This is a genomic window from Clostridium budayi (assembly GCF_055396605.1).
On the sequence record NZ_AP042456.1, the window covers coordinates 2,090,585 to 2,115,347 of the forward strand.

20 protein-coding genes and 1 pseudogene are annotated in these 24,763 nt (G+C 28.5%); 5 read left to right on the plus strand and 16 right to left on the minus strand.

Features of this window, described 5'->3' with window-relative positions; genetic code table 11:
- Positions 1–239 precede the first annotated feature (239 nt).
- From ACZ5TJ_RS10075 to brnQ, 15 genes and pseudogenes are all read right to left on the minus strand, one after another.
- Positions 240–401, minus strand: a complete 162-nt coding sequence (locus ACZ5TJ_RS10075) for a phosphoheptose isomerase family protein (RefSeq protein WP_448874670.1) — start codon at positions 399–401, stop codon at positions 240–242.
- Between the two features lie 212 nt (positions 402–613).
- On the minus strand, positions 614–2,023 hold the full coding sequence (locus ACZ5TJ_RS10080; protein ID WP_448874668.1) for a glycoside hydrolase family 1 protein: 1,410 nt from the start codon (positions 2,021–2,023) through the stop codon (positions 614–616).
- Between the two features lie 152 nt (positions 2,024–2,175).
- Positions 2,176–3,459 carry a glycoside hydrolase family 140 protein gene (locus ACZ5TJ_RS10085; protein WP_448874666.1) on the minus strand — a complete coding sequence of 428 codons (1,284 nt, stop codon included), beginning with the start codon at positions 3,457–3,459 and terminating at the stop codon, positions 2,176–2,178.
- A gap of 38 nt (positions 3,460–3,497) precedes the next feature.
- Positions 3,498–5,339 carry a beta-glucoside-specific PTS transporter subunit IIABC gene (locus tag ACZ5TJ_RS10090; protein ID WP_448874664.1) on the minus strand — a complete coding sequence of 614 codons (1,842 nt, stop codon included), beginning with the start codon at positions 5,337–5,339 and terminating at the stop codon, positions 3,498–3,500.
- A 242-nt stretch (positions 5,340–5,581) separates the two neighbouring features.
- Entirely contained in the window at positions 5,582–6,595 is a 1,014-nt protein-coding gene (locus tag ACZ5TJ_RS10095; RefSeq protein ID WP_448874662.1) for a LacI family DNA-binding transcriptional regulator, read from the minus strand.
- Positions 6,596–6,798: 203 nt separating this feature from the next.
- On the minus strand, positions 6,799–8,220 hold the full coding sequence (locus ACZ5TJ_RS10100; protein ID WP_448874660.1) for an L-fucose/L-arabinose isomerase family protein: 1,422 nt from the start codon (positions 8,218–8,220) through the stop codon (positions 6,799–6,801).
- A 104-nt stretch (positions 8,221–8,324) separates the two neighbouring features.
- Positions 8,325–10,286, minus strand: a complete 1,962-nt coding sequence (gene tkt / locus ACZ5TJ_RS10105) for a transketolase (protein WP_448874658.1) — start codon at positions 10,284–10,286, stop codon at positions 8,325–8,327.
- Between the two features lie 59 nt (positions 10,287–10,345).
- Positions 10,346–10,993: a fructose-6-phosphate aldolase gene (gene fsa, locus ACZ5TJ_RS10110; protein WP_448874656.1), complete on the minus strand. Its 648-nt coding sequence runs from the start codon at positions 10,991–10,993 to the stop codon at positions 10,346–10,348.
- A gap of 12 nt (positions 10,994–11,005) precedes the next feature.
- Positions 11,006–12,511 (minus strand): FGGY-family carbohydrate kinase, encoded by a 1,506-nt coding sequence (locus ACZ5TJ_RS10115; protein WP_448874654.1) that lies wholly within the window; start codon positions 12,509–12,511, stop codon positions 11,006–11,008.
- A 9-nt stretch (positions 12,512–12,520) separates the two neighbouring features.
- A complete protein-coding gene (locus ACZ5TJ_RS10120) occupies positions 12,521–13,459 on the minus strand; it encodes a transketolase family protein (protein ID WP_448874652.1) in 939 nt (312 codons plus the stop codon).
- 1 nt (position 13,460) lies between these two features.
- On the minus strand, positions 13,461–14,282 hold the full coding sequence (locus ACZ5TJ_RS10125; RefSeq protein WP_448874650.1) for a transketolase: 822 nt from the start codon (positions 14,280–14,282) through the stop codon (positions 13,461–13,463).
- Between the two features lie 1,270 nt (positions 14,283–15,552).
- A pseudogene (locus ACZ5TJ_RS10130) lies at positions 15,553–16,606 on the minus strand (histidine--tRNA ligase).
- 347 nt (positions 16,607–16,953) lie between these two features.
- Positions 16,954–17,655, minus strand: coding sequence for a pirin family protein (locus ACZ5TJ_RS10135; protein WP_464199356.1), 702 nt, complete (start codon positions 17,653–17,655; stop codon positions 16,954–16,956).
- Positions 17,656–17,899: 244 nt separating this feature from the next.
- Positions 17,900–18,208: a winged helix-turn-helix transcriptional regulator gene (locus ACZ5TJ_RS10140; protein WP_224168085.1), complete on the minus strand. Its 309-nt coding sequence runs from the start codon at positions 18,206–18,208 to the stop codon at positions 17,900–17,902.
- 226 nt (positions 18,209–18,434) lie between these two features.
- Positions 18,435–19,733 carry a branched-chain amino acid transport system II carrier protein gene (gene brnQ, locus ACZ5TJ_RS10145; protein ID WP_464199359.1) on the minus strand — a complete coding sequence of 433 codons (1,299 nt, stop codon included), beginning with the start codon at positions 19,731–19,733 and terminating at the stop codon, positions 18,435–18,437.
- Between the two features lie 123 nt (positions 19,734–19,856).
- Between brnQ and ACZ5TJ_RS10150 the strand changes: the two genes are divergently transcribed.
- Positions 19,857–20,879 carry an IS6 family transposase gene (locus ACZ5TJ_RS10150; protein WP_464198879.1) on the plus strand — a complete coding sequence of 341 codons (1,023 nt, stop codon included), beginning with the start codon at positions 19,857–19,859 and terminating at the stop codon, positions 20,877–20,879.
- 444 nt (positions 20,880–21,323) lie between these two features.
- Here ACZ5TJ_RS10150 and ACZ5TJ_RS10155 read toward each other — a convergent pair whose 3' ends face one another.
- Positions 21,324–22,199 (minus strand): LysR family transcriptional regulator, encoded by an 876-nt coding sequence (locus ACZ5TJ_RS10155; protein ID WP_464199361.1) that lies wholly within the window; start codon positions 22,197–22,199, stop codon positions 21,324–21,326.
- A 207-nt stretch (positions 22,200–22,406) separates the two neighbouring features.
- Here ACZ5TJ_RS10155 and ACZ5TJ_RS10160 point away from each other — a divergent pair, with 207 nt between their 5' ends.
- The 4 genes from ACZ5TJ_RS10160 (at position 22,407) to ACZ5TJ_RS10175 (ending at position 24,674) form a co-directional block, all read left to right on the plus strand.
- The gene (locus ACZ5TJ_RS10160) at positions 22,407–23,225 is read left to right on the plus strand and encodes a nitroreductase family protein (RefSeq protein ID WP_464199363.1); all 819 of its coding nucleotides are present in this window, start codon (positions 22,407–22,409) and stop codon (positions 23,223–23,225) included.
- 441 nt (positions 23,226–23,666) lie between these two features.
- Complete coding sequence (locus ACZ5TJ_RS10165) at positions 23,667–24,029, plus strand: DUF2089 family protein (protein WP_464199365.1); 363 nt, start codon at positions 23,667–23,669, stop codon at positions 24,027–24,029.
- A 17-nt stretch (positions 24,030–24,046) separates the two neighbouring features.
- Entirely contained in the window at positions 24,047–24,436 is a 390-nt protein-coding gene (locus ACZ5TJ_RS10170) for an SHOCT-like domain-containing protein (RefSeq protein ID WP_464199367.1), read from the plus strand.
- 10 nt (positions 24,437–24,446) lie between these two features.
- Complete coding sequence (locus ACZ5TJ_RS10175) at positions 24,447–24,674, plus strand: hypothetical protein (protein ID WP_464199369.1); 228 nt, start codon at positions 24,447–24,449, stop codon at positions 24,672–24,674.
- Positions 24,675–24,763: the final 89 nt, after the last annotated feature.

Consider the following 24,763-nt stretch of genomic DNA (forward strand, 5'->3'; position numbering starts at 1 on the left):
ATAATAAATAATTACAAATATTATGATTCATACCACTTTTTAAATTCATCTAATCCAAGTAGTTCCATATTTTTTTCAATTTAGATTAGGATTAATACTTTAACCACTTAGAAATAGATAAAAAAGTAATATATGAAACTATTAGAATAAATCTTATCTCTTTTAAAATAAAGATTAAGCTAGTTATCCCTATTGATATACCAACACCTTGTACTACTACTCTTAGTTAAGGTAATTGTCTAACTATTTGTTATTAAAGCTATATTGAAATTCTTTCCTTTAAATCTATTAACATAATTTATTTTCTGCTCTGCTTCTCCTGAAACTGAAAGAACTATAACTACTAAATCTTTATAACACCCTTTAGGAACTGGATAATATGGATCATTTATATATCTCAAGCTCTAACTAATTTAAACTTTGTATTTCCACATTGTTACTCCACCTACCTAATATTATTTATCACAGAAACTACCTTAAATTCTTTGAATTAATAGATTCAGTTTTTTAAACTTATTTTGATTTTCATCAAATCTAGATATATATAAAATAAAGTAGATAGATTTATATAAAAATAATTCTATCTACTTACAATTAATAATTATCTACAGTTTTATTTTAAACTTCCGCCATTTGTAGCAATAACTTCTTTATACCAATCAAAGCTCTTTTTCTTATATCTTTCTAAAGTCCCAGTTCCATCATCATTTCTATCAACATAAATGAAACCATATCTTTTCTTAAGTTCAGCAGTTGATGCAGATACTAAATCTATACATCCCCATGTAGTATACCCCATAAGCTCAACACCATCTTCAATAGCTTCTGCAACTTGAACTAAATGATTATTTAAATAATTAATTCTATAATCATCAATTACAGTTTTATTACCATTTTCATCAGTAATTAATTCATCTACTGCTCCAAGACCATTTTCAACTATAAATAATGGTTTTTGATATCTATCGTAGTAGAAGTTTAGTATATATCTTAATCCCTCTGGATCTATTTGCCATCCCCATTCAGACGATTTTAAATACGGATTTGGAACTCCTGCTATCAGATTACCTTCTCCATTTTTAGCTTGTTCTGGATCTGCTGTAGCACATGAACTCATGTAATAACTAAATGAAATAAAATCAACTGTATTTTTAAGTATTTCAACATCTCCCTCTTGCATTTTAATTTCTATGTTATTTTCCCTAAAATATCTATTCATATACTTTGGATATTTCCCTCTAACATGAATATCTCCAAAAAATAATGTTTCTCTATCTTGAGCCATAGCTTTCAATACATCACTTGGTCTAGCTGTTAATGGATAGTTCGGTATACCTAGAATCATACACCCTATTTTGAACTCTGGATTTATTTCATGACCAATCTTTACAGCTAACGCACTAGCAACAAGTTCATGGTGCATTGCTTGATATAAATCTTGCTTGCTTAATTGTTCTTTCGGTGTAAGTATACCAGCACTCATAAATGGAGCATGTAATGCTGAATTAATTTCATTAAATGTTAACCAATACTTAACCTTATTCTTATATCTCGTAAATACTGTTCTAACATAATTTTCAAAGAATCCTATAAGTCTTCTATCTACCCATCCATCGTAATTTTTAGCTAATGCTAATGGTGTTTCATAGTGTGATAATGTAACTAAAGGCTCAATTCCGTACTTAGCTAACTCGTCAAATACTTTATCATAAAATTCCAACCCTTTTTCATTTGGCTCTTTATCATCTCCATTAGGAAATATCCTTGACCAAGCAATAGATAATCTAAATGTCTTAAATCCCATTTCTGCAAATAGTTTTATATCTTCTTTATATCTGTGATAAAAATCAATTCCTATAAGCTTCATATTATCTTCTGTCGGCTCTTCTGTTATTGGTCCTCTTATTCCCTTTGGCATTACATCTTGAATTGATAATCCTTTACCATCTTCATTATATGCACCTTCAAATTGATTAGCTGCTGTAGCTCCACCCCATAAAAAATTCTCTGGAAACTTACTCATTTTACATACCTCCACTTACTTTTTCATCTCATAAATCTTACAAAAAACTCAAATAATTATTCTATAACTTCTTGAGCAATACTGTATTTAAATTAAATCTTAATTTCATCTTACATAAATATGACTTTCTAATATTTATTATCTTAAATATATTACTTTCTTACACCTATAACTAGAACATCTTCATCGAAGCTATGCATATTAATCGTAGTTTTTTTATCTTTTACTATGATACTTGATTTAGAAAAACGTCTTTTAGATAAATCTATAGTTTCAAAATCATAGTTATCAAGTTCTAAGTTTATTACCACATTTGTGTTTATCGGAATATATATTATTATTATATCTTCCTCATCAGTAGCAGCCATTCTGATTTCATTAGATTTATCAATATAATTTTCCATAGGCTTTATTCCACATAGATTATATTTTTCAAATAACCATTTAGCAAAAGAATAATCCCAAGCACCCTCAAATTTTAATGCATCTCTCCAATAGAAAGGCTTATCAAAACACTCCCCTATACCTATACCAAATCCCTTTCCATTTTTATGCCAACTCCATATTCCATGCGCACCATAAGTAATACCAGCACTACCTCCTGATAATAAGCTTTGCCATAATGCTTTTCTAACATCAAATTGAGTAAATCTTCCATATAAATTTCTGCTATACCCCATTTGCTCATAACAAGGTTCTGAATTTATTATAGGTTTCTTATTGCTCTTTTTATAAAAATTCTCAGCTAATAAGTAAGGCATATCCATATAACTAGAATTATGTCCAGATTGGTACATATAAAAATCTATATCATCACTATTTTCAAATTCTTCTGGTAGATCCATCAATCTACCTCTTATATGCATTGTTCTTATACATTCAGGTGCAATATCTTTTATTGTGTTTAATGCTATTCTATAATACTCTATTGTTTTCTCAGTTGGAAAATCTGTATCTCCACTTACTATAAATATAGGATTAAATTTTTTAAACTTCTCTCCTACATATTTCACATATTCTTCAATGATTTCTAATGGTAAAATATCTTTGTCTATAATATCAGATGCCCATGTTCCTGGGACATAATTAGACCAAAGTAATACTAATGCAGGAGTAAACCCCTTATTTACTGCTATCTCTAACATTTGCTCTGCCTTATTAAAATATTCATAATTTAGTGAATTAAAATTTCTAGTTCCATCTTCGTTTCTATTAAATGGTTCAATTTTTATGTCCGATTCACTTGCATCCCATTGCGGTAATATATTTATTTGTAGTACATTGAATCCTTGAATTGCTCTATAGTCTAAATACTCTTCCCACTCTCCAAATGAAATATTTGTAAAAGCACTCCAACAAGTATCTGCTAAGTAAAAAAACTTTTTAGAATTTTCATTAAAACAATTCTTCATATTAGAAATAGTAATTTTCCTCATAATTATTATCCTCCATTTGGTTATTTATATATTTTTATTTAGACTAAAGTTAATATATTTTCTCCTACTGTTATTTCACTTTCATTAGTTGCTATAACTCCTCTAAATATATCATGATTCGTAACTAAAACAGGAGTCGTAACATCATATCCTTCATTTTTTATTTTATCAATATCAAACTCTACTAACAATTCGCCTTTTTTTACTGATTGCCCATTTTTAACTTTTGTATCAAAATATTTTCCATTTAGATCTACAGTATTAAATCCTATATGAATTAATAATTCTGCTCCATTAGTTGCTTTTAATCCTATTGCATGTCCAGTTGGAAATACCGCCTCAACAACACCATCTATAGGTGAGTATAACTTTCCTTCTTTAGGAACTATAGCTATCCCTTTTCCAAGAGCTTCACTTGAAAAAGCTTCATCTTTTACATCTGATAACATCATTACTGTACCATTTACAGGACTTGCAACTTCTATTTCTTCTTCTTTTGCTAAAGCAACCTTAGTATTATTCTCTTTAACTAAAAGTTTATCACTATATCCAAATAAATAAGTTCCTATAGCACTTACTAAAAATGCTAATGCACAAGCAACTAAAAATAAACCGAATCCTTGTCCTATATATGCAGGTAAAGTTAATATTGAACATCCTACAAATCCGCTTGCCCCTGTTCCTGCATAGCCTACAATTGCACCTGCAATACCACTTCCAATTGAAGCCATTATGAAAGGCTTTTTAAATTTTAAAGTAACACCATATATAGCTGGTTCTGTAATTCCGAATAATCCTGTTAATGCTGCTGATCCTGATATTGATTTAAGCTTTGAATCTTTAGTTTTTAAGAAAACACCAAATGATGCTCCTGCTTGAGCAAAGTTAACAGGCCCTGTTATTGTAAATAAAGTATCTCTTCCATATATAGCCAGATTATTAGTTACTATTGGTACAAATCCCCAGTGAACACCAAAGATAATAAATATTGGCCATAATGCACCTAATATTCCGCCGGCTATAGTTGGATTTAAGTTATACATAAAGCTATAAGCACTTGCTAAAGCATTTCCTACGGTATTACCTAGTGGTCCAAAAACTAAAAATGTTGCTGGTACTATAACTGCTAAACATAAAGTTGGTGTAATAAAATTTTTACAAACTACTGGTAATTTTTTATTTAAAAATTGTTCAAATTTAGCCAAAACAAATACAGATAGTATAATTGGTACTACAGTAGATGAATAACTCATTAATACTACAGGAATACCTAAAAAGTTAACAGCTTGTCCTTCTGAAAACATAGAAGCTATATCTGGATAAACTAAAGCCCCAGCTATTGCAACTGCTATAAATTGATTTGCTTTGAACTTCTTTGCTGCTGTAAATGCTAATACTAAAGGTAAATAGTAAAATACACTATCACAAGCTGCATAGAGAATTCTATAAGTACCATCTGTTTCTGCTAACCACCCCATTGTTGTAGAAAGCATTAATAACCCTTTTAATATCCCTGATCCACACATAACAGAAAGAATTGGAGTGAATATTGCAGATATCATATCGATTGAAACACTTATAAAGCTTTTCTTTTCTTCCGAAATACCTTCATCAGTTGTTTCTGTTGATAATCCAGTAATATTTATTATCGTTTTATAAACTTCCCCTACCGTATTACCAATTACTACTTGGTATTGCCCTGAACTTTCTACTACTGTGATAACTCCATTAAGTTGTTCTAATTTTTGTTTATTTGCTTTTGTTTTGTCTTTTAATTTAAACCTCAACCTAGTTGCACAATGTACTAAGGAAATTATATTATCTTTTCCTCCAATTTCCTTTATAATCACTTTAGCTAACTCATCATAATTTCTACTCATAATAAGTTCCCTCCCCTTATATTATCTTATTAATGATAATGTTTTCACTAACTAAATTTATTATATCTTATTCCCCCAAAAACTTCAATGCTTTTAGTAAATATTTTAAATATTTTTATTTGAATATTTAGCGTATAATATACTTTATTTAGTTTATTTTTAGTTATATTTAGTTAATTCCTATATTTTAAAACATAAAAAAAAGACACATTCAATGAAAATCAAATGCATCTTTAATATTTTTACACATTATTCTTTGCACTATTTCTTTCTATTAACTCAGTATTAATTTCAATTTTAAGTGTAATTTCTATATCATTTTCTATTTTTTCCATAAGTCTTCTGACCGCGGTTTTTCCCATTGTTTTAGTATGAACCTTAATAGTAGTTATACCTGGATTGCTAAATGAACTAAACGGTATATCGTCAAATCCAACTATAGATACATCTTCTGGAACATTTATCCCTTTTTCATTCATAGCTTTCATTGATCCTAATGCAATTATATCATTTAAAGCAAAAAAGGCACTTGGAAGACTATTTTCATTTTTCTCTAAATAACTTAAAAAATCATTATACGATCCTTCAATAGTAGGATCAATACAAATAATATTATCTTTATTAAATTTTACCCCAAAAGTATTTAATGTTTTTTTATATCCTTCAAATCTATACTCAAAGTTCTTAATTTCGATGTTGCTACCTAATAATCCAATATTCTTATGACCTTTATCAATTAAATATTTAGTTGCACTATATGCGCCTTTAGTATTATTAATCACCACATAATCATAATTTATTTCCTCAAAATAGCTATCGATAACAACTATAGGTGTTTCTATTCCATCAAAATATTTAAAATCATTCTCATCCATTTCTGTTGCTAGCAATAATATTCCATCAATTTTATGGTTCTTAATTATTTTATGAACATCATCCTTAGTATGTTCACCATAAACAACTTGAGATATTAATAACTCATATCCATTTCTCCTACACTCTTTTTCACAAGCTTCTATTAATGATGAAAAAAATGGTGTGTCCGCAATAATATGACCATTTTTCTTATATTTAATTAATCTAATTATTTTCCCCTCATTTTTTTTAGTATTTCTAAAATAGCCCATTTCTTCTGCAATTTTAATGATTTTTGCTTTAGTGTCTTTCCCAACACCTTTTCTATCATTAAGAGCATTAGAAACAGTTCCTGGAGAAACTCCTGCAACTTTAGCTATATCTTGCATTATAGTTTTCATTTCTAAATCCTCTCTTTCCATATACAATTTTTCATATCCCTTATAGTATAGACTACTTCTCTTCTAAATTAAATACTAAATATTTACTTACTATATAACATTTAAGTTCTATGATATTTTATGAAGTTATATATATATTATTATAAAATACAAAAACAAAAGTTGGGCATTTTAATTTTGCACCAACCTTTGTGAAATTTATTCTATTCTCCTCTTATCCAAGCCTTAACATCTTCTTCAATATCATCATAAAAGTCTGGTTTAAGGTCAGGTATATATTTGCACGCTTCATATATTACAGGTAATACATCCTTATGAACCCCTACACAGTGATGTACATATGGTCCTGTTACAAGTTTATCTTCTAATTTAGTTAGGTTTTCAACTTCTATCCAAAGGTAAGTTCCTTGATTGTAAGGACCTTCTATACCTTTAGCTTTTCCTAAAAGCATTGAATATTCGCCATTATCTCCATCAAATCTTAAAATAGATAAATCTCCGCCCCTTATTTCAGCATGAACAGCTCCTGGAGTTCCATTGAACGCAAATGCTCCTGCAAATTTAGCCTTTTGACCTTCCTTAACTAACGATAATGGCCATGGTCCACAATGTTGTAATAACTCTCCATTTTTATTTGTTGGATGTGCTATTGTCCAGTCAGCAAAAAATGGTATTACCTCTCCCATTGTAGCCGCTTGTGCCATTACTGAAGTTATTGCTCCATGAATATCAGTTTCACAAACTACAGGAATACCTTCATCAGTCATAAGTGCATTAGCAACACAAGGCATTACTCCTAAAGAATCTTGCATTGAATTCCAACATTGAACTGCAATTGCATTACACCCTAATCTTGTTGCAAACGCATTCATAGCAACCTTCATTGCTGCCAATCTTGTAACAACCTTATCATCAACACATACTTCCATATTCTCATATATATATTTCTTAACGCGTTGTAACTCTTCTCTATTTTCCTCTTCTAATTTAAACACCTTACTAGTAAAATCAGACATAGTTATTGGTCTTATTTGAACTCCAAATCTTTCAAGAAGTTCTCCTTCATTACACATCATTGTCCAGAATCCGGCTGGTCTTGTTGATATTTGAAGTATTCTTGTTTGTTTTAATTCCTTTACTACATTTGTAACTGCAATAAAGTTCTTAACGCCTCTTTCAAATGCTTCATCATCTAATGAACAATTAGGTATATATGAAAATGGTAATCTAAATCTTCTTAATATCTTTCCGGTTGCAAATAATCCACATTGACTATCTCTAGATCTTGTTCCATCTGCTAATGGCGCTTCGTCTCTTGGTCCCCATAATAATACTGGTAAATTTAATTTTTTAGCAACTTTACATACTAAATCTTCTGTTCCAAAGTTACAATGCGGAAAGAATAAAGCATCAACATTTTCTTTCTTAAATTTCTCTACTATTAAATCAACATGCTCCTCTTTAAATAATAAACCTTCTTCATTTATATCATTAATTCCAACATAATTAATCCCTAATTCATCTAACCTATTTTCAGTTAATTCTCTAAACTTTATAGCATCTTCTCTACTAAATATATTTCTTCTTGTTGAAGCTAATCCTAATTTTATATTATACGTTTTCATTTTTACTTTCTCCCTTCCTTAATACACTCTTATTTAAATATCATTGCATTTAGGTAATATTAGATATATCTAAGTCAAAAGGTAAGATATATCTAATACCCAAACTATATTCTTTTAAATCTCTCTACTACATTTTCTACTGTAAATCCGTACTCTTCTATAACTTTTTCTGCTGGTGCTGATGCTCCAAATGTATCTATTCCAATTACATCATCAGCATATTTATACCATCCAAATGTTGATCCCATTTCAATAGCTAATCTTTTAACTGACTTTGGTAAAATAGCTGCTTTATACTCATTAGATTGCTTTTCAAACAATTCTACTGATGGCATACTTACAACATCAACATCAATCCCTTCACTTGCTAGTGACTTTTGAGCTTCAATTGCTAAATTAACTTCTGAACCTGTAGCAATTAATATTCCTTGACATTCTCCATTAGCCTTGCTTATTACATACCCGCCTTTCCTTAAGCCTTCATAGCTTGAACCTTTCATAACAGTTACATTTTGTCTAGTTAATACAATAGCAGTTGGATGACTTTGTGATTCAACTGCAACTCTCCATGCAGCTGCTGTTTCTACTGCATCAGCTGGTCTAATAGTAACCATATTAGGCATTGTTCTAAACATAGAAAGTTGTTCAATTGGCTCATGTGTTGGCCCATCTTCCCCTACAGCTATTGAATCATGAGTTAAAACATAAGTAACAGGTAATTCCATAATTGCTGCCATTCTTGCTGCTGGTTTTAAGTAATCAGAAAATACAAAGAAAGTCCCACCGTATACCTTGACTCCACCATGAAGAGCCATTCCATTTAATATACTTGCCATTGCAAATTCTCTTACACCAAAGTAAATATTTCTATCACTATTACTATCTACTATGAATTTTCCTTCATCTTTTATTAAGGTCTTATTGGATGCTGCTAAATCTGCTGAACCACCTAAAAAATATGGTATTGCTTTTGCAATTGCATTAATTGCCTCATTATTAGAATTACGAGTAGCATCACTATGTCCAATATCATATGTTGGTAAAACCTCATCTAAATTTATAGTTAGCTCTCCTGCAATCGCTTTTTCTAACTCTCTTGCTAACTCTGGATATACTTCTTTATATTCTTCAAGTAAGTTATTCCACTTATTCTCTAGAACTTCTCCTTTAGCTTTAATATTTTCTGTATAATAGTCATAAACATCACTTGGTATATTAAAAGATTCATACTCCCAACCATATGCGCATTTTGCAAATACTCCATCTTCTTGCCCTAATGGGGCCCCATGGACTGAATTTGTTCCTTCCTTTTTAGATCCAAAACCTATAATAGTTTTTATTTCTATAATAGATGGTTTATTAACTTCATTTTTAGCACACTCTATAGCTTTAGATATTTCTTCAATATCATTTCCATCCTCAACTTTTTGAACATGCCAACCATATGCTTCATAACGTTTTAATACATCTTCAGTAAATGAGTCATTTAAATTTCCATCAAGACATATATTATTTGAATCATAAAGTACAATCAACTTTCCTAAACCTAAATGTCCTGCTAATGAAGAAGCTTCACTAGTTACACCTTCCATTAAATCTCCATCACCACAAATAACAAATTGATAGTGATCTATTAAATTAAAGTTTTCTTTATTATATCTAGCCGCTAAAAATCTCTCTGCCATTGCCATTCCAACAGCCATTGGAATACCTTGTCCTAAAGGACCACTTGTTGCATCAACTCCATCAGTATGCTTATACTCTGGATGTCCTGGAGTTTTACTTCCCCATTGACGAAAATTCTTTAAATCATACATAGTAACGTCATATCCAGTTAAATGTAGTAAAGAATATAAAAGCATTGACCCATGACCTGCAGCTAATACAAACCTATCTCTATTAAACCACTTAGAATTTTTAGGATTTATATTCATATGTCTTGTCCATAGGGTATGTACCATCGGAGCAGCTCCTAGCACAATACCTGGATGTCCTGATTTTGCTTTATTAATTCCATCTATACCTAATGCTCTTATACTACTAATACATAATTGATCTATATTCATCTCTTAATGTCCCCTCTTAATCAACACATATTTTTTTAAAGTTATTAATTTAAATAAATTTATTCTTTGTAAACATTATTCCAGTCTACTATGAACCTTTCTATTCCTTGATTAGTAAGCGGATGCTTAAGCATTTGGTTGAAAACTGAGTATGGTATAGTTGCAATATCTGCCCCTGCTTTTGCACACTCAATAACATGTATTGGATTACGTACACTTGCTGCTATTATTTCAGTTTTTATATCAAACATTCTAAATATTTCTGCTATATCTTTTATTAGAGTTATTCCATCACAACTAATATCATCTAATCTTCCTAAAAACGGAGATACATAAGTTGCCCCAGCTCTTGCTGCTAATAATGCTTGATTAGCAGAGAATATTAATGTAACATTGGTTTTGATTCCCTCCTTAGATAGGACACTTACTGCCTCTAATCCATCTTCATTCATAGGAATCTTAACTACCATATTAGGATTAATCTTAGCTATTTCTCTACCTTCTTCTATCATCTTATCTGCAACAAGGCTTATAACTTCACCACTAATTGGACCATCAACTATTTCATTAATCTCCTTAATAACTTCATTAAAATCACGCTTTTCTTTTGCTATTAAACTAGGGTTTGTTGTAACTCCATAAATAAATCCCATTCTAGCTGCTTTTTTAATTTCTTCTACGTTTGCTGTATCAATAAAAAACTTCATAACTATACCCCTTTACTTTTTATTTAAATCAGTTAAATATAAAACACTTCTAATCGCATTAACCCATCCTTGGTATAACTTATTTCTTTCTTCATCATTAATTTGTGATTTATAGCATTCTTTATCTCTTTGAATTTCTATTAAATCTTCTATATTATTCCATAACCCTAACCCTAAACCACATAAATAAGTTGCTCCCATTGAAGATAATTCAGTATTCATATTCTTCTCTATCTTACAATTTAACAAGTCAGCTAAAAATTGATTATAAATAGGATTTACAGTAACTCCTCCATCAATACTTAAGCTTTCTATTGTTATATTAGATTCATTTTCTATAACACATAATGCATCTTTAACTTGATATGCAATGCTTTCGAGAGCTGCTCTCATAATATTCTTTTTAGTAGTATCCCTTGATATCCCTACAATAGATGCCCTTGCTTCAGGATTCCAATATGGTATTCCTAATCCAACAAAAGCTGGAACTAAGTAAACACCATTATTGTTTCTTTCATCTCTAATTGCTTCATTAAACTCATTAAAATCTTTAAATAATTCAAGTTCATTTTTAATCCAATTTATTGTATCTCCACTTGAATTAACTATTCCTTCTAATCCATAATTAACTCCTGATGCCTTACTTACTGAGGCAATAGTTGTCACTACTCCATTCTTTGAAGGAATATATTTATCACCTATATTAACCATAATTGAGTTTCCTGTACCAAATGTAGACTTAGCCATTCCCTTTTTGAAACAACATTGTCCAAATAAAGCACCTTGTGAATCTCCTATAACTCCACAAATCTTTAGTTTTCTATTTAATATTCCATCTAGGTTTGTTTCTCCAAAAATCTCATCTGATGAATAAATTTTAGGCATCATGGATTCTGGAATAGAAAATATCTCTAATAATAGATTGTCCCATTTCAATTCTTTTATATTAAATAATAAAGTTCTACTTGCATTAGTATAATCAGTAGCATGAACTTTACCGTTAGTTAACTTCCAAATAAGCCAACTATCTATAGTTCCTAATAATAATTCATCATTATTAGCTTTTTCTCTTACACCCTCAACATTATCTAATATCCACTTAACCTTTGTTCCTGAAAAATATGGATCTAATCTTAAACCCGTCCTTTCAGATACAATATTCTCATATTCTTTAAGTTCATTACATATTTCTGTTGTTCTTCTACATTGCCAAACTATGGCATTGTAAATTGGCACTCCTGTTTCCTTGTCCCAAACCACTACTGTTTCTCTTTGGTTTGTTATAGATAGTCCAATAATATTTTCTTCATTTATATCATTTAATGTAAGTAGCTCTTTTACTATATTCTTTACATTTTCATATATTTCTATTGGATCATGCTCAACCCAACCTGACTTTGGATATATTTGCTTATGGCTTTTACTTACTTTATATTTAATGTTTCCTTGTTCATCTACAAGTAAACATTTGCTTCCAGATGTGCTTTGATCTATAGTTAATATATATTTATCACTCATATCTACACCCTATTTTTCAGCAAGAATTTTCTTAGCTTCAAGAACTAAATTTTCAGCTGTTAATCCATAATAATTAAATACTTCTTTTGAATTTCCTGTAACTGGAGCTTCATCCTTAATTCCTACTATTTTCATTTTTGTTGGACTTTCTTGAACTACCACTTCTGAGACTGCTGCCCCTAATCCTCCAAAAATACTGTGCTCTTCAACTGTTATAATCCCTTTAGTTTCTTTTGCAGCTTTAATTATTATTTCATTATCTAAAGGCTTTATTGTGTGCATATTAATAACACGACATCCAATTCCTTCTGCTGATAATAATTTACTAGCATCTATGGCTGGCTTAACTGTTTCTCCAGTTGCAATAATTGTAATATCATTTCCGTTACGCATTGTATTTCCTTTACCTATTTCAAAGTTAAAGTTGCTATTTTCATATACATCATCAACCGGATTACGTCCAATACGTATATAAGCTGGTCCATCAAATTTATTTAAAGCTTCTACCATTTTTTCTGTTTCAAATCTATCAGTTGGTAAAATAATTGTTATATCAGGGATAGCTCTCATTATAGCTATATCTTGTAAAGAGTGATGTGTCATACCTAGAGCACCATAACTTACTCCACCACTAATACCAATTAACTTAACATTTGTTTTTGAATAAGCAACATCAACTTTTACCTGTTCTGCACTACGCATTGATAAAAAACAAGCGGGTGATGCTACATATGGTTTTTTACCACAAGTTGCTAAACCAGCTGCAACTCCCACTGCATTTTGTTCAGCAATTCCTATTTCAACAAATTGTTCTGGATATTCTTTTGCAAAGTTTCCCATAGACGCTGAGCCTCTTGAGTCACAAGCTAAAACCATAATATCTTTATCATTCTTAGCTAATTCCATTAACTTATCACATATTACTTGACGATTAGCAATCTTATTCATATTAACAATCCTCCTCTAACTCTTTCATAGCTTGTAAATATTCTGCTTCAGTTGGAACCCCATGATGCCACTTAGCATTATTCTCCATAAAAGAAATTCCTTTTCCCTTTACAGTTTTTGCAATTACCATAGTTGGTTTATCTTTGACTTCTGGTACATTACTGAATACTTTTAATAATTCTTCTACATTATTTCCATCAACTTCAACAACATTCCAACCAAATTTTGTCCACTTTCCTGCTAAATCATTCAAAGACATGACCTCTTCAGTTGTCCCTGAAATTTGAAGTCCATTTCTATCAACTATTGCCACTAAATTATCTAATTTATAATGAGCCGCTGACATTGCTGCTTCCCATATAGAACCTTCAGCTTGTTCTCCATCACCCATTAATGTAAATACTCTATATTTTTTATTATCTCTTTTTCCAGCTAGCGCAATCCCTACTGATGCTGATAAACCATGACCCAATGAACCTGTATTCAACTCAACTCCAGGATTCTTTACATTTGGATGTCCTATTAATGTAGATTGAAATTTACTATAAGTTTTAAGCTTGTCCTTACTGAAATATCCTTTATCTGCTAGTACACAATAAAGTGATTCAGCAATATGACCTTTACTTAATATAAATCTGTCTCTATTTGGATCTTTTGGTTCACTCGGATTAACATTTAAAACATTATAATATAGAGTTGTTAATATATCTAAACTTGAAAGAGAACCTCCTATATGACCTGCTTTAGATTCATATACTACCTCTAAAACATCCTTTCTTAATTGTTTTGCCTTTAATTCTAATTGTTCAACCACATTATTCATAGCCTATACCTCCTAATTCACAATTCTTTAGAATACGTTTCCTATAATCCGATTATAGCAAACTAAATTTATTTAGTAAATATTTATTTTAATTTATTTAAATATTTATTCTTTGTTTGCATTTTTTCAATTTCTATCAAAACCACCTTACTATTAATATTTATATTTTAAGTTTTTTCTCTGTTATACCAATTATTTTAGTTTAATTAAAATAAACACAGTATTTTTATATTATAATTCACCATAACCTACCCTTATTTTTTACTAAATTTTTAATAAATATTTAGTTTTTAAATCAAGTTACTTATTCACTAGTTAAATTTACCAAAATAAATTCTAAAAAATATAAAAAAGAAATATAAAAATTACTCCTTATATTTCCTTATTATTTTAAAAAGCACCTTAACCTTACTATTAAATCTATATTTATTTATCATCTACTGACTTTATACAATTTCCAACTCTATATTTGAGATGAAATAATATATTTAGAGTTTTTCACTATTATAAATCATTTCTTCCTTATGCCATTAAAAGTTTTTCTTTTCTTTTTTTATGTACACTTTATATGAATTGCGAATTAAAAAAAATATCGCATATTCATTTTTGATAAATTAATTTACTTTTAAATTTATATCCGTAATATTTTAATAATCTATCCCCTAAATCTTTTAAAATTGCTACCCCTACATCATATTACCCTCCACAATTACATCTTTTAGAACCTAAAGCATCTCATATTAAACATTCTAAGTAAACTCTTGCTAAAATTTCTATGCTTTATTTATTTTTCTATTAACTATTGCAACATGATGCTCTCCGTTTAATTTATTTATAAATCCAAACATTTTGAAATCACAATATATTGTTGACATTTTTATCTCAACAACTCTTTCAACTAAAGCTTCCTTTGTCTCTTCTTTTTTCTATACTCATCTAAATCTGCTATAGTGATAATCTTTAACTTATGTACTTTAGCAAACTCTATAAATTCTGGCATTCTTGCCATAGTTCCATCTTAATTCATAAATTCGCATATAATCGCTACCTACTTTGCTTATGCAAGCTTAGCTAAATCCACATCAGCTTTAGTATGACCAATTTCTCTAATACACCTCCATCCTTAGCTATTAATGGATATACATATCCCTATCCTCTAAAATCCTCTGGATTGCTATCTTATAATAATGCCAATATGGTATTTAGTCTATTTTAAGATAAAAAGCTACCTTAATAGGAAGCTTTTTATTATAATAATTTGCGAATTATTTTATAATAATTTATAATCAACATTCTTACTCTCACCAGAGTTCATATTCTTTATTTTAACTTCATTCTTTTCTATCTCTTCTTCACCAATTAATATTACATTACTAACACCTATTTTATTAGCATAATTCATTTTTTTCTTTAATGAATCCTCTTCAAATAGAACCATAACCTTCATTTCCTACTAATATAGTTTCAAAAACCGTTCCTGTATAGTAATCTAAACCTCTTATTATCTTTAAGTTTATTTCAAATTTCTCATCACTTACACCTAATATCTCTAATATACAACATATCTTCTTTAATTCTTCTATTCCTTCAGTAAAGTATTTATTTTCAATATTAAGTTTTAAAAGTTCTTCTATTCTTTCTTTATTACTACCTTTTATATCTAGCACTCTATTAATATAATCACTCTTATTAAAGCCTATAATATTTTCTAACTCTTTAGAAAATATATCTTTACCTATCTTGTCATACTTATCTATTAATATCATAACTTCATTAACTTTATCTATTTCAAGTTCAGATAATACACCTTTTAATATCTTTCTATTACTTATTTGAAACCTATAATTATTCAATCCTATAGCTTTAAAAGCTTTAGAAGCTAAACTTATAACCCATGCATCATTGTCTATACTTAATTTTTCTTTACCTATAACATCAATATCACATTGATAAAATTCTCTATATCTACCTTTTTGATTTCTTTCTCCCCTATATACCTTTCCTATTTGGTATCTTTTAAATGAGAAAACTAAGTCGTTATAATATTGAGCCACATATCTAGCAAATGGTACTGTTAAATCAAACCTTAAAGCTAAGTTGTTTTTTCCCTTTTGAAAACTATATACTTGCTTTTCTGTTTCTCCACCAGTCTTTGCAAGTAATACTTCTGCTTTTTCTATTATGGGCGTGTCTATCCCTAGACATCTGTTATCTTCATATACTTTTGTTATTTTAGATATTATATCATTAAATATTTGTTGTTCCTTTGGTAATAGCTCCATAAATCCTGGTAATATGCTTGGTTTTATAATATTTCTTTTCATTTTAATCACTCCTTAATATTTTTATATACAAAAAAAGCCATGTAGGCATATATCCCACATGGCTCTAAATAAATTATGATTTCACTTAATTTATCATTACCTAGAGATGCAAGCCTAATGCTAATAGACTTGTATCTGCTTTTACAGATCAAGTCTCTAGTAATGATGATGTATTCTGTTTTGTTTAATACTATTAAGTGTTCTCATAACTTTCCTCCTAAATAATGTTATTAATATTATAACATTTTAATTATTTATTATTCAATTATATTATTAAATAGTATTAAGTAAAAAATTACTTAATACTATTTTCTATTCAACTTTTTAAATTATACTATCATATAATATTAGTTTTGTTTTTTCATTTCTAATACCATAATGTGAGAAGTTTCTTTTGCCTTAATTAAAATATCTTCCTCAACTATTTCCATTCCGTCTCTTTCATTTAATTCAACTGTATTAATTAATGAACTACCTTCTATTTGAACTAAGTAAGCTTGTCTTTCTTTATTAACTTTAAAATCAATCTCTTTTCCTTTTTCAAGCTCTAAAACGTAAATATTCATATCTTGATTTATTTTTATTGGTGCATTTCCAGCTTTGCTTGAAACAATATGAAGCCATTTATTTTCTCTATCATTCCAATTAAATTTATAATCTCCATAACTATGTGTATGACCTTGCTTATCAGGTAAAATCCATATTTGTAGAAGTCTTAATGTATCTTTTCCGAAATTATGCTCACTATGATAAACTCCAGTTCCTGCACTCATATATTGCACATCTCCACGACTTAAAGTCTTTTTATTACCCATACTATCTCCATGAGTTATTTCACCATTAACAACATATGATATTATCTCCATATCTTTATGAGGATGAATATCAAATCCAGTATTAGGCTCAATTAGGTCATCATTTATAACTCTTAAAACTCCAAAGTTTATGTTATTAGGATTATAATACTCTGCAAATGAGAAATGGAATTTACTTCTTAACCATCCAAAATTGCTACTTCCCATATTTCTACTATCTATTTTTCTTAACATTTCACAACACTCCTTTTATATAGTTTAATAAAAATAACTTACTATGTTAATTTTATCAAAGTTAAATTTATTTAGTTGATTACTTTTAGTAACTAACTTTAAAATAATTATTACACATTAACTACAATTAGTCAATACTTTTTAATCTAATTAAAAAAATGGATTAATAAGTTTAATGGAGTTGCAACTAAATAAAAAGAACCTCCCAAAAATCAATAGGAGATTCGTTTTATTTTCGCTTTATTTAATTCCATTTTTCTGCCCACTTTTGAATTTCTTCCATAACAACTTCTAGTTCCTTACCTTTTTCTGTAAGCTCATATTCTATACGTACAGGTGTTTCTGGATAAACTTTTCTAATAATAATTCCTTCGCTTTCTAATTCTTTAAACCTTTCTGTTAACATACGAGCACTCATATTTGGAATTGCATCTACTATATCAGAAAAGCGCTTTTGTCCGCTAAGTAATGTTCTTATAATTAGTCCAGTCCATCTCTTTCCTAGTAATTGAAAAGCATTTTCAAACTTTGGACACATATGATATTTTTCCAAATTCAATCACCGCCTGCATACATTCTAGCATACTTACTAAAAAAAAGTAAGTAACTTATATAACTATAATATACTTATATATGCTTTTTATATTAAGTATTTAGTACCTTCAATTCTCACTATAAAATTCAATTCTAAGTAACCTTTAAGTTACACATTTAAGCAATTTTTAGATATAAAAAATAGTCTTAACCAAATAATATAAATGATTAAGACTAATATTTTCTTACTCTGCATCTAGTAAATCAATAGATGCATCTATATTTTCCTTATTAAACCTATTAAGTATTAATGAAACTACAACTGCAATTATAGCTGGCAGTACCCATGCAAAGCCTACACTCGCTAATGGTACAAAATCAAATAATTTGTTAAGTCCTGTTACTCCAAATTGAGTATGTAATACATCTAAAATAGATACTATAAGAGTTGTATATACTGTAACTTTGTAAGTTAATCTGCTATTCACTCCAATTATATTAAATAATATAAGAATTATTTGTATTGGATAGAAAATCATAAGTATTGGTAACGCAAGTTTTATTATACTACCTATACCTGCAATTGAAATTATCGCTGATGAAACACAAATTACTGTAACTATAATTTCATATTTAACTTTTAATAGCTTTGAAAAAAATTCTCCTACCATAGCAGTTAATCCAATTGCTGTTGTAAGACATGCTGCTGCAACTGCAATACCAAGTGCTACTTTACCTAGATTTCCTAAAATTAAATGTGTAATACCTATAGTTAATTCAGTTTGGCTTACTCCTTGTTCAAAATATCCTCCAAGGGCTGCTCCTAAGAATAGAAGTCCTCCATAAACAAATACAAAACCAATACTTGATACTATACTTGCCTTTTTAAGTATAGATTTTTTCTCTGAATCTTTAGTGTATCCTAATGCTACTATAGCATTTATTGCAATTACTGCTGTAAGTGGTGCACCTAAAGCATCCATTGGTTGATATCCATTTATAAATCCGTAACTAAATGCATTTACTGTTCCTTGTGTAAACATATGATCCGTAAAGAATATACCTTTAATTATAATAACAAAAAGTATAACTAAAATAATTGGTGTTAACAACTTTCCTATGTATCCTACTATCTTTGTTGGTTTTAAAGTTAATAAAAGTGTTATTCCAAAGAATATAATCGCAAAAACTCCAGGGCTTACTATATTACCTAAATTAGGCAACACACTCATTTCATACGTACTAGCTCCTGTTCTAGGAATAGCAACAATAGGTCCTAAGCATATAAGTATTAGTGCTGTATAAATATTTGTAAATTTAGATCCTATCTTTTCTCCAAACTTTTCAAGTGTTCCTGCTTTATTAAGTGCTAATATTCCAAGAAGGGGTAGTCCTATTCCTGAAATAAAAAATCCTAATAAAGATATAAACCAATCTTTACCTGAATTTATCCCAATCTCTGGCGGAAATATTAAGTTTCCTGCACCAAAAAATATTGCGAATATTGTAAATCCAACTGCTATGAAATCATGCTTTTTTTTCATGTTCATCCCCCCTATACTACTATACGATCTGTTAAGTTATATGAACATTGATTCTCTCAACCTTAGGAAATACAATAAGTTTGCAAAGACTAAATTACCCCCTAGAAAAGGAGAGAGAAAACAATGAACAAAACAAATATTAGATGCCCTCGTTGTCACTCTAATAAACTATATAAATTTGGTTTTGACAAACAGGCTAATCAAAAATATCAATGTAAAAAATGTAAGCGCCAATTCATCGCTAGCGATGGTGATGGAGTTCCTAAAATGAAGTATCCTAAGTGTCCAAAGTGTGATAAAGGAACTTATTTACATCATTCTTACAAACACTATAATAGATATAAATGTAATAATAAAAAATGTAATCATATTATTGTGCAACATCATAATTTTAATATTGATTCACCATCTAGCGAAGCTATTACCGGGGCCCTTTCTATGAAAGGAATGCGATTCCCATTACAAATTATTATTACAGCACTAACATTATATTACTTGAACAATACATCAACTAGAGCTATATCTCAATTTCTTATGAACACCTTTAATATAAAAGTGTCTCATGTAACTATCGCTAACTGGAGCAATAAATTTGCTCCATACTTTAAACTCAAAGCAGATAACTTTAAACAACAAGTAGATTTGCAATCTGACGATTGGCACGCTGATGAGACTGTTGTTTTTATTAACGGAGTAAAACATTATTTATGGTTAGTTATAGACTCTGAAACGCGATTTATAATATCTTTTCATTTAAGTAGATATAGAAATGAAAGCTCTGCTTTTTCTCTGATCAATGAAGCTAAAAAATATGGTTCACCCTCTAACCTAATTACAGATAGATGGCCAGCTTATAACGAAGCGATAGCTACGCTATTACCGGAAACAAAACATGTACCAGTTAAGCCAATGTCTAGTGATATAAATAATAATCTTATAGAATCTTTTAATAAGACTTTTAAAGCTTGGTATAAGTCCAAAAAAGGATTTAACTCATTTGAAAAAGCTAATAATCTTATTTTTATGTTTATATTTCACTATAATTTTATAAGAATTCATGGGTCGTTAAATAACCTTACTCCCGCTGAAGTCGCTGGCTTCTCTAGTGATAATTTATCTAGGCAATCTTGGTTTATAGCTGCTTAATTTATTAAGAATATCTTTGATTAACCTGCTTGAAAAATTATATTTTGCAGGTTTATTTGCCATGCGCAAATATAGTCAAACTTATATAATTTTCAAAGAACGAGAAAATCTATGATTTATTAAGCTATTTTTTCATAACAACTTAACAGATTCCTACTATAAACTTTCTTCTAAGTATTTATAAAACTTTATAAGTACTTTACATATTCTTCTGTTTCCTGTCCATCCTACTAAGCTACAATATTTTATCCTATTTTATCATGAAAATTAATATTGTGTAAATATAAAATAACATATTTTTATTTGTTATTTTATTAATTTTTCACATTAAACTTTAATATTTCCATAAAAAACATTATTATTTTTTAATAGAAAAGAAGTGAATGTATCAAAATAACTTTTGATACATCCACCTATTTTTATCTCTTTGAAATATTTATATACTTAGCCTAACTTTACAACATACTCCTTAAATTCTTTTTTAATTTCAGAAGTATATAACTCTTTGTTCCACCCCATATAAATACTCTTATGTTCTATATTATCCTTTATCTTAAGTATAGAAAGCTTATTATTATTCATTATAGGTGTATTTAAAACTATTGCAACGCCAGCTCCAGCTGAAACTAATCCAGCAAGAACACTCCCTTCATCTGGTTCAGCAACTATCTTAGGTGTATAGTCTATAAATTCAGAATATGATATTTTTTCATCATCATATTTATCTTTATACACTATAAAATATTCATCTTTTAGATCATTTAAGTATACTTCTTCTTTATTTGCTAAATGATGATTCTTAGGTACTATTAAAACATATTCTTCTTTTTTTACTAATATGGACTCTATTTCCGGATAATTTTCAATCGCTTTTATATTATCAAAAAAGCCAAAATCTACTCTACCATACTTTAAATCTTTTAAAGTTTCTTCTGTAGTTTGATTGTTAATATTAAATTTGACTTGTAATTTGTTATTAAAGAAGTTGCCTATTAAAAATGGTATATAGGTTGCTCCAATACAATGAGTAGTTGCTATAGAAATAACTCTATCATTATTTTTTTTCATATCTTGAAGCTTATCTTTTCCTCTTTCAATTTCTCTTAGTGCTGAATCAGCATATTTTAAAAACACTTCTCCAAATTTAGTAATTTTTATATTTCTACCTTCTCTTTCAAAAAGTGAAACATCTAATTCTTCTTCTAATTTTGATATAGCTTTGCTTAATGCTGGCTGAGTTACAGATAATATATTAGAAGCTGTAGTAAAATTTTTAGTTTCTGCTATTACTTTAAAATATTCTAATTGTTGTAAATTCATTTTATCTCCCACTTTATAATTTTCATATTAAAATTTACATATAATATATAACTTTTAGTTATATATTTATGATTTATTTGAATTAGACACTTATCAATTTAGAATGATATAATCTAGTTATTCCACATAACGATATTATTTAAACAACAAAGAAATTATAGATTTTAGGCATATAAATGTCAAATATATTTACAGGAGGTATTTATTATGAGTAATATATTTAATAAACCAATAAAGGAATTAATAGAAGCTAGACATTCTGTTAGAAACTATAATGACAAACCTATCTCTAAAGATATAATAGAAAAAATAGAAAATTATATTGATACTGTAGAAAACCCTTTTAATAAAAAAATAAAAATTAAGTTGATAAAAAAAGATAATTCTAATAAAGAACTAAAGCTTGGAACATATGGTGTTATAAAGGGTTCAAATTATTTTCTAGTAGCAGTTTGCGAAAACGATGATTTATCTTTAACAACACTAGGATATACATTAGAAAAAGTTATTTTATATTGTACTTCTTTAGGATTAGGTACTGTATGGCTAGGCGGTACTTTTAATAAAGGTGAATTTGCAAAAACTATGAACTTAGGAGAAAATGAAGTATTACCAATAGTTGCTCCTGTTGGATATGAAGGAGGTAAGAAATCTCTTATGGCAACTTTATTTGGTAGTAACACTAATAAACGTAAACCTTATTCAGAAATATTCTTTAATAAAGACTTTGATACTCCACTTGAACCTAATGCTTCTGATGAATATTTTGAACCACTTGAAATGTTAAGACTAGCTCCATCAGCACTTAATAAGCAACCTTGGAGGGTATTAAAAGAAGATAATAATATACATTTTTATCTTACTACTCTTAAAGGGTTAACTAAAATTGATATTGGAATAGCACTTTGTCACTTCCATTTATTAGCTATTGAAAATAATATACATGGTGAATTTGCTTCACTTAATTCTATAAAAGATAAACAATATAAAAACTTTACTTATATTACATCATGGATTAAAAAATAATCAATATTTATATATAATAAAAAACTATATTCAGCAAAAATTTAATCTTCATGCTGAATATAGTTTATCCAGTTAGTTCTTCCTCTCCTTTAATAATAACTACATAAATCCCTAATTATAAAATACGTTACTTATAATTCTTTGCTATTTTCTACACTAGTATAAACTTGCCATCCAGCTATTGGTCAAACTTTAGATAAACATACCTCCCACCTCCAAATCATTGAAATTTATACATAGGAGTATATCGTAATTAGTACATCTGTCAATTTTCAAATATAAAAATAGAGCTATTGAAATATTAATATCAATATTGAATATATTAATATTTCCTATATTATAATATTAATATTATTAATTTTATAATTAATAATATTAAATAAAAGTATTTACATTTTATAGAGAAAAGGTTAATCTATTATTAGAGATTGGAGGTAATTTATGTATAAACTACTAAGTCGTTGTCCGGTATGTTCTAATAAACTAAAAGCAATAAAATTAAGATGTAACAGTTGTAATACTGTTATAGATAATGAATTTGAATTATCTAAATTTGATTATTTAACTAATGAGCAATTATATTTTATAGAAAACTTTATAAAATGTAGAGGAAATATAAAAGAAGTTGAAAGAGAATTGGGCATTTCATATCCAACAGTTAGAGCAAAATTAGATGAAGTTATTGAAAATTTAGGTTATTCATCAAAAGAAACTAAAGTTAAAGAAGATAATAAAGATATTTTAGCTTCCCTAGAAAAGGGAGATATCTCAGTTGATGAAGCAATTAGTAAATTAAAAGAGTAAAATTAGGAGGGATTATTGTGAATGAAGAAGTTATGATAATATTAAAAATGGTTGAAGACGGTAAGATTTCTGCTGATAAAGCAAAGGAATTAATTGATGCTTTAGAAAATACATCAAAAAATACTGAAACTATAACACCTAAAAGATATGAGGATAAATTTTTAAAAGTTAAAGTTTTAAGTCATGATGGTGATAAGGTAAATATACAGTTACCAATTAAAGTGATTAAAGAAGTTTTAAAGATCAGTGGTAAATTACCTATATCTGCATCTATTGAAGGTATGAATGGAATTGATATAGATGAACTAATGAATACTTTAGTATCTTGTTTAGATAATGAAGTTATGGGGGAAATAGTAGATGTCTGCTCCAGTGAAGGAGACACAGTTAAAATAGTTATAGATTAGAGGTCTCTAAATGATAGTTTCAATAAAAAGTAAAGAATTCAATTTAACTTTACCAGTACCATTATCTATTGGAGGTTTAATAATAAGATTCATTCCAAAGAAACAACTTAATAAACAGCAAAAAAAGATAACTTTACAACTTTTTAAAGCAGTGAAAGGTAGCTTAAAAGGTTATAAAGGATTAAAAGTAGTGGAAGTCAAATCACAAAGTGGCGAGCATATTACAATTAAAATATAGTAAAAATAATATATATTAAAAAGGTTGCTCAAAATGAACAACCTTTTTACTTAATTCTCATTTAATAAAAACAAAAATAATCACATTCA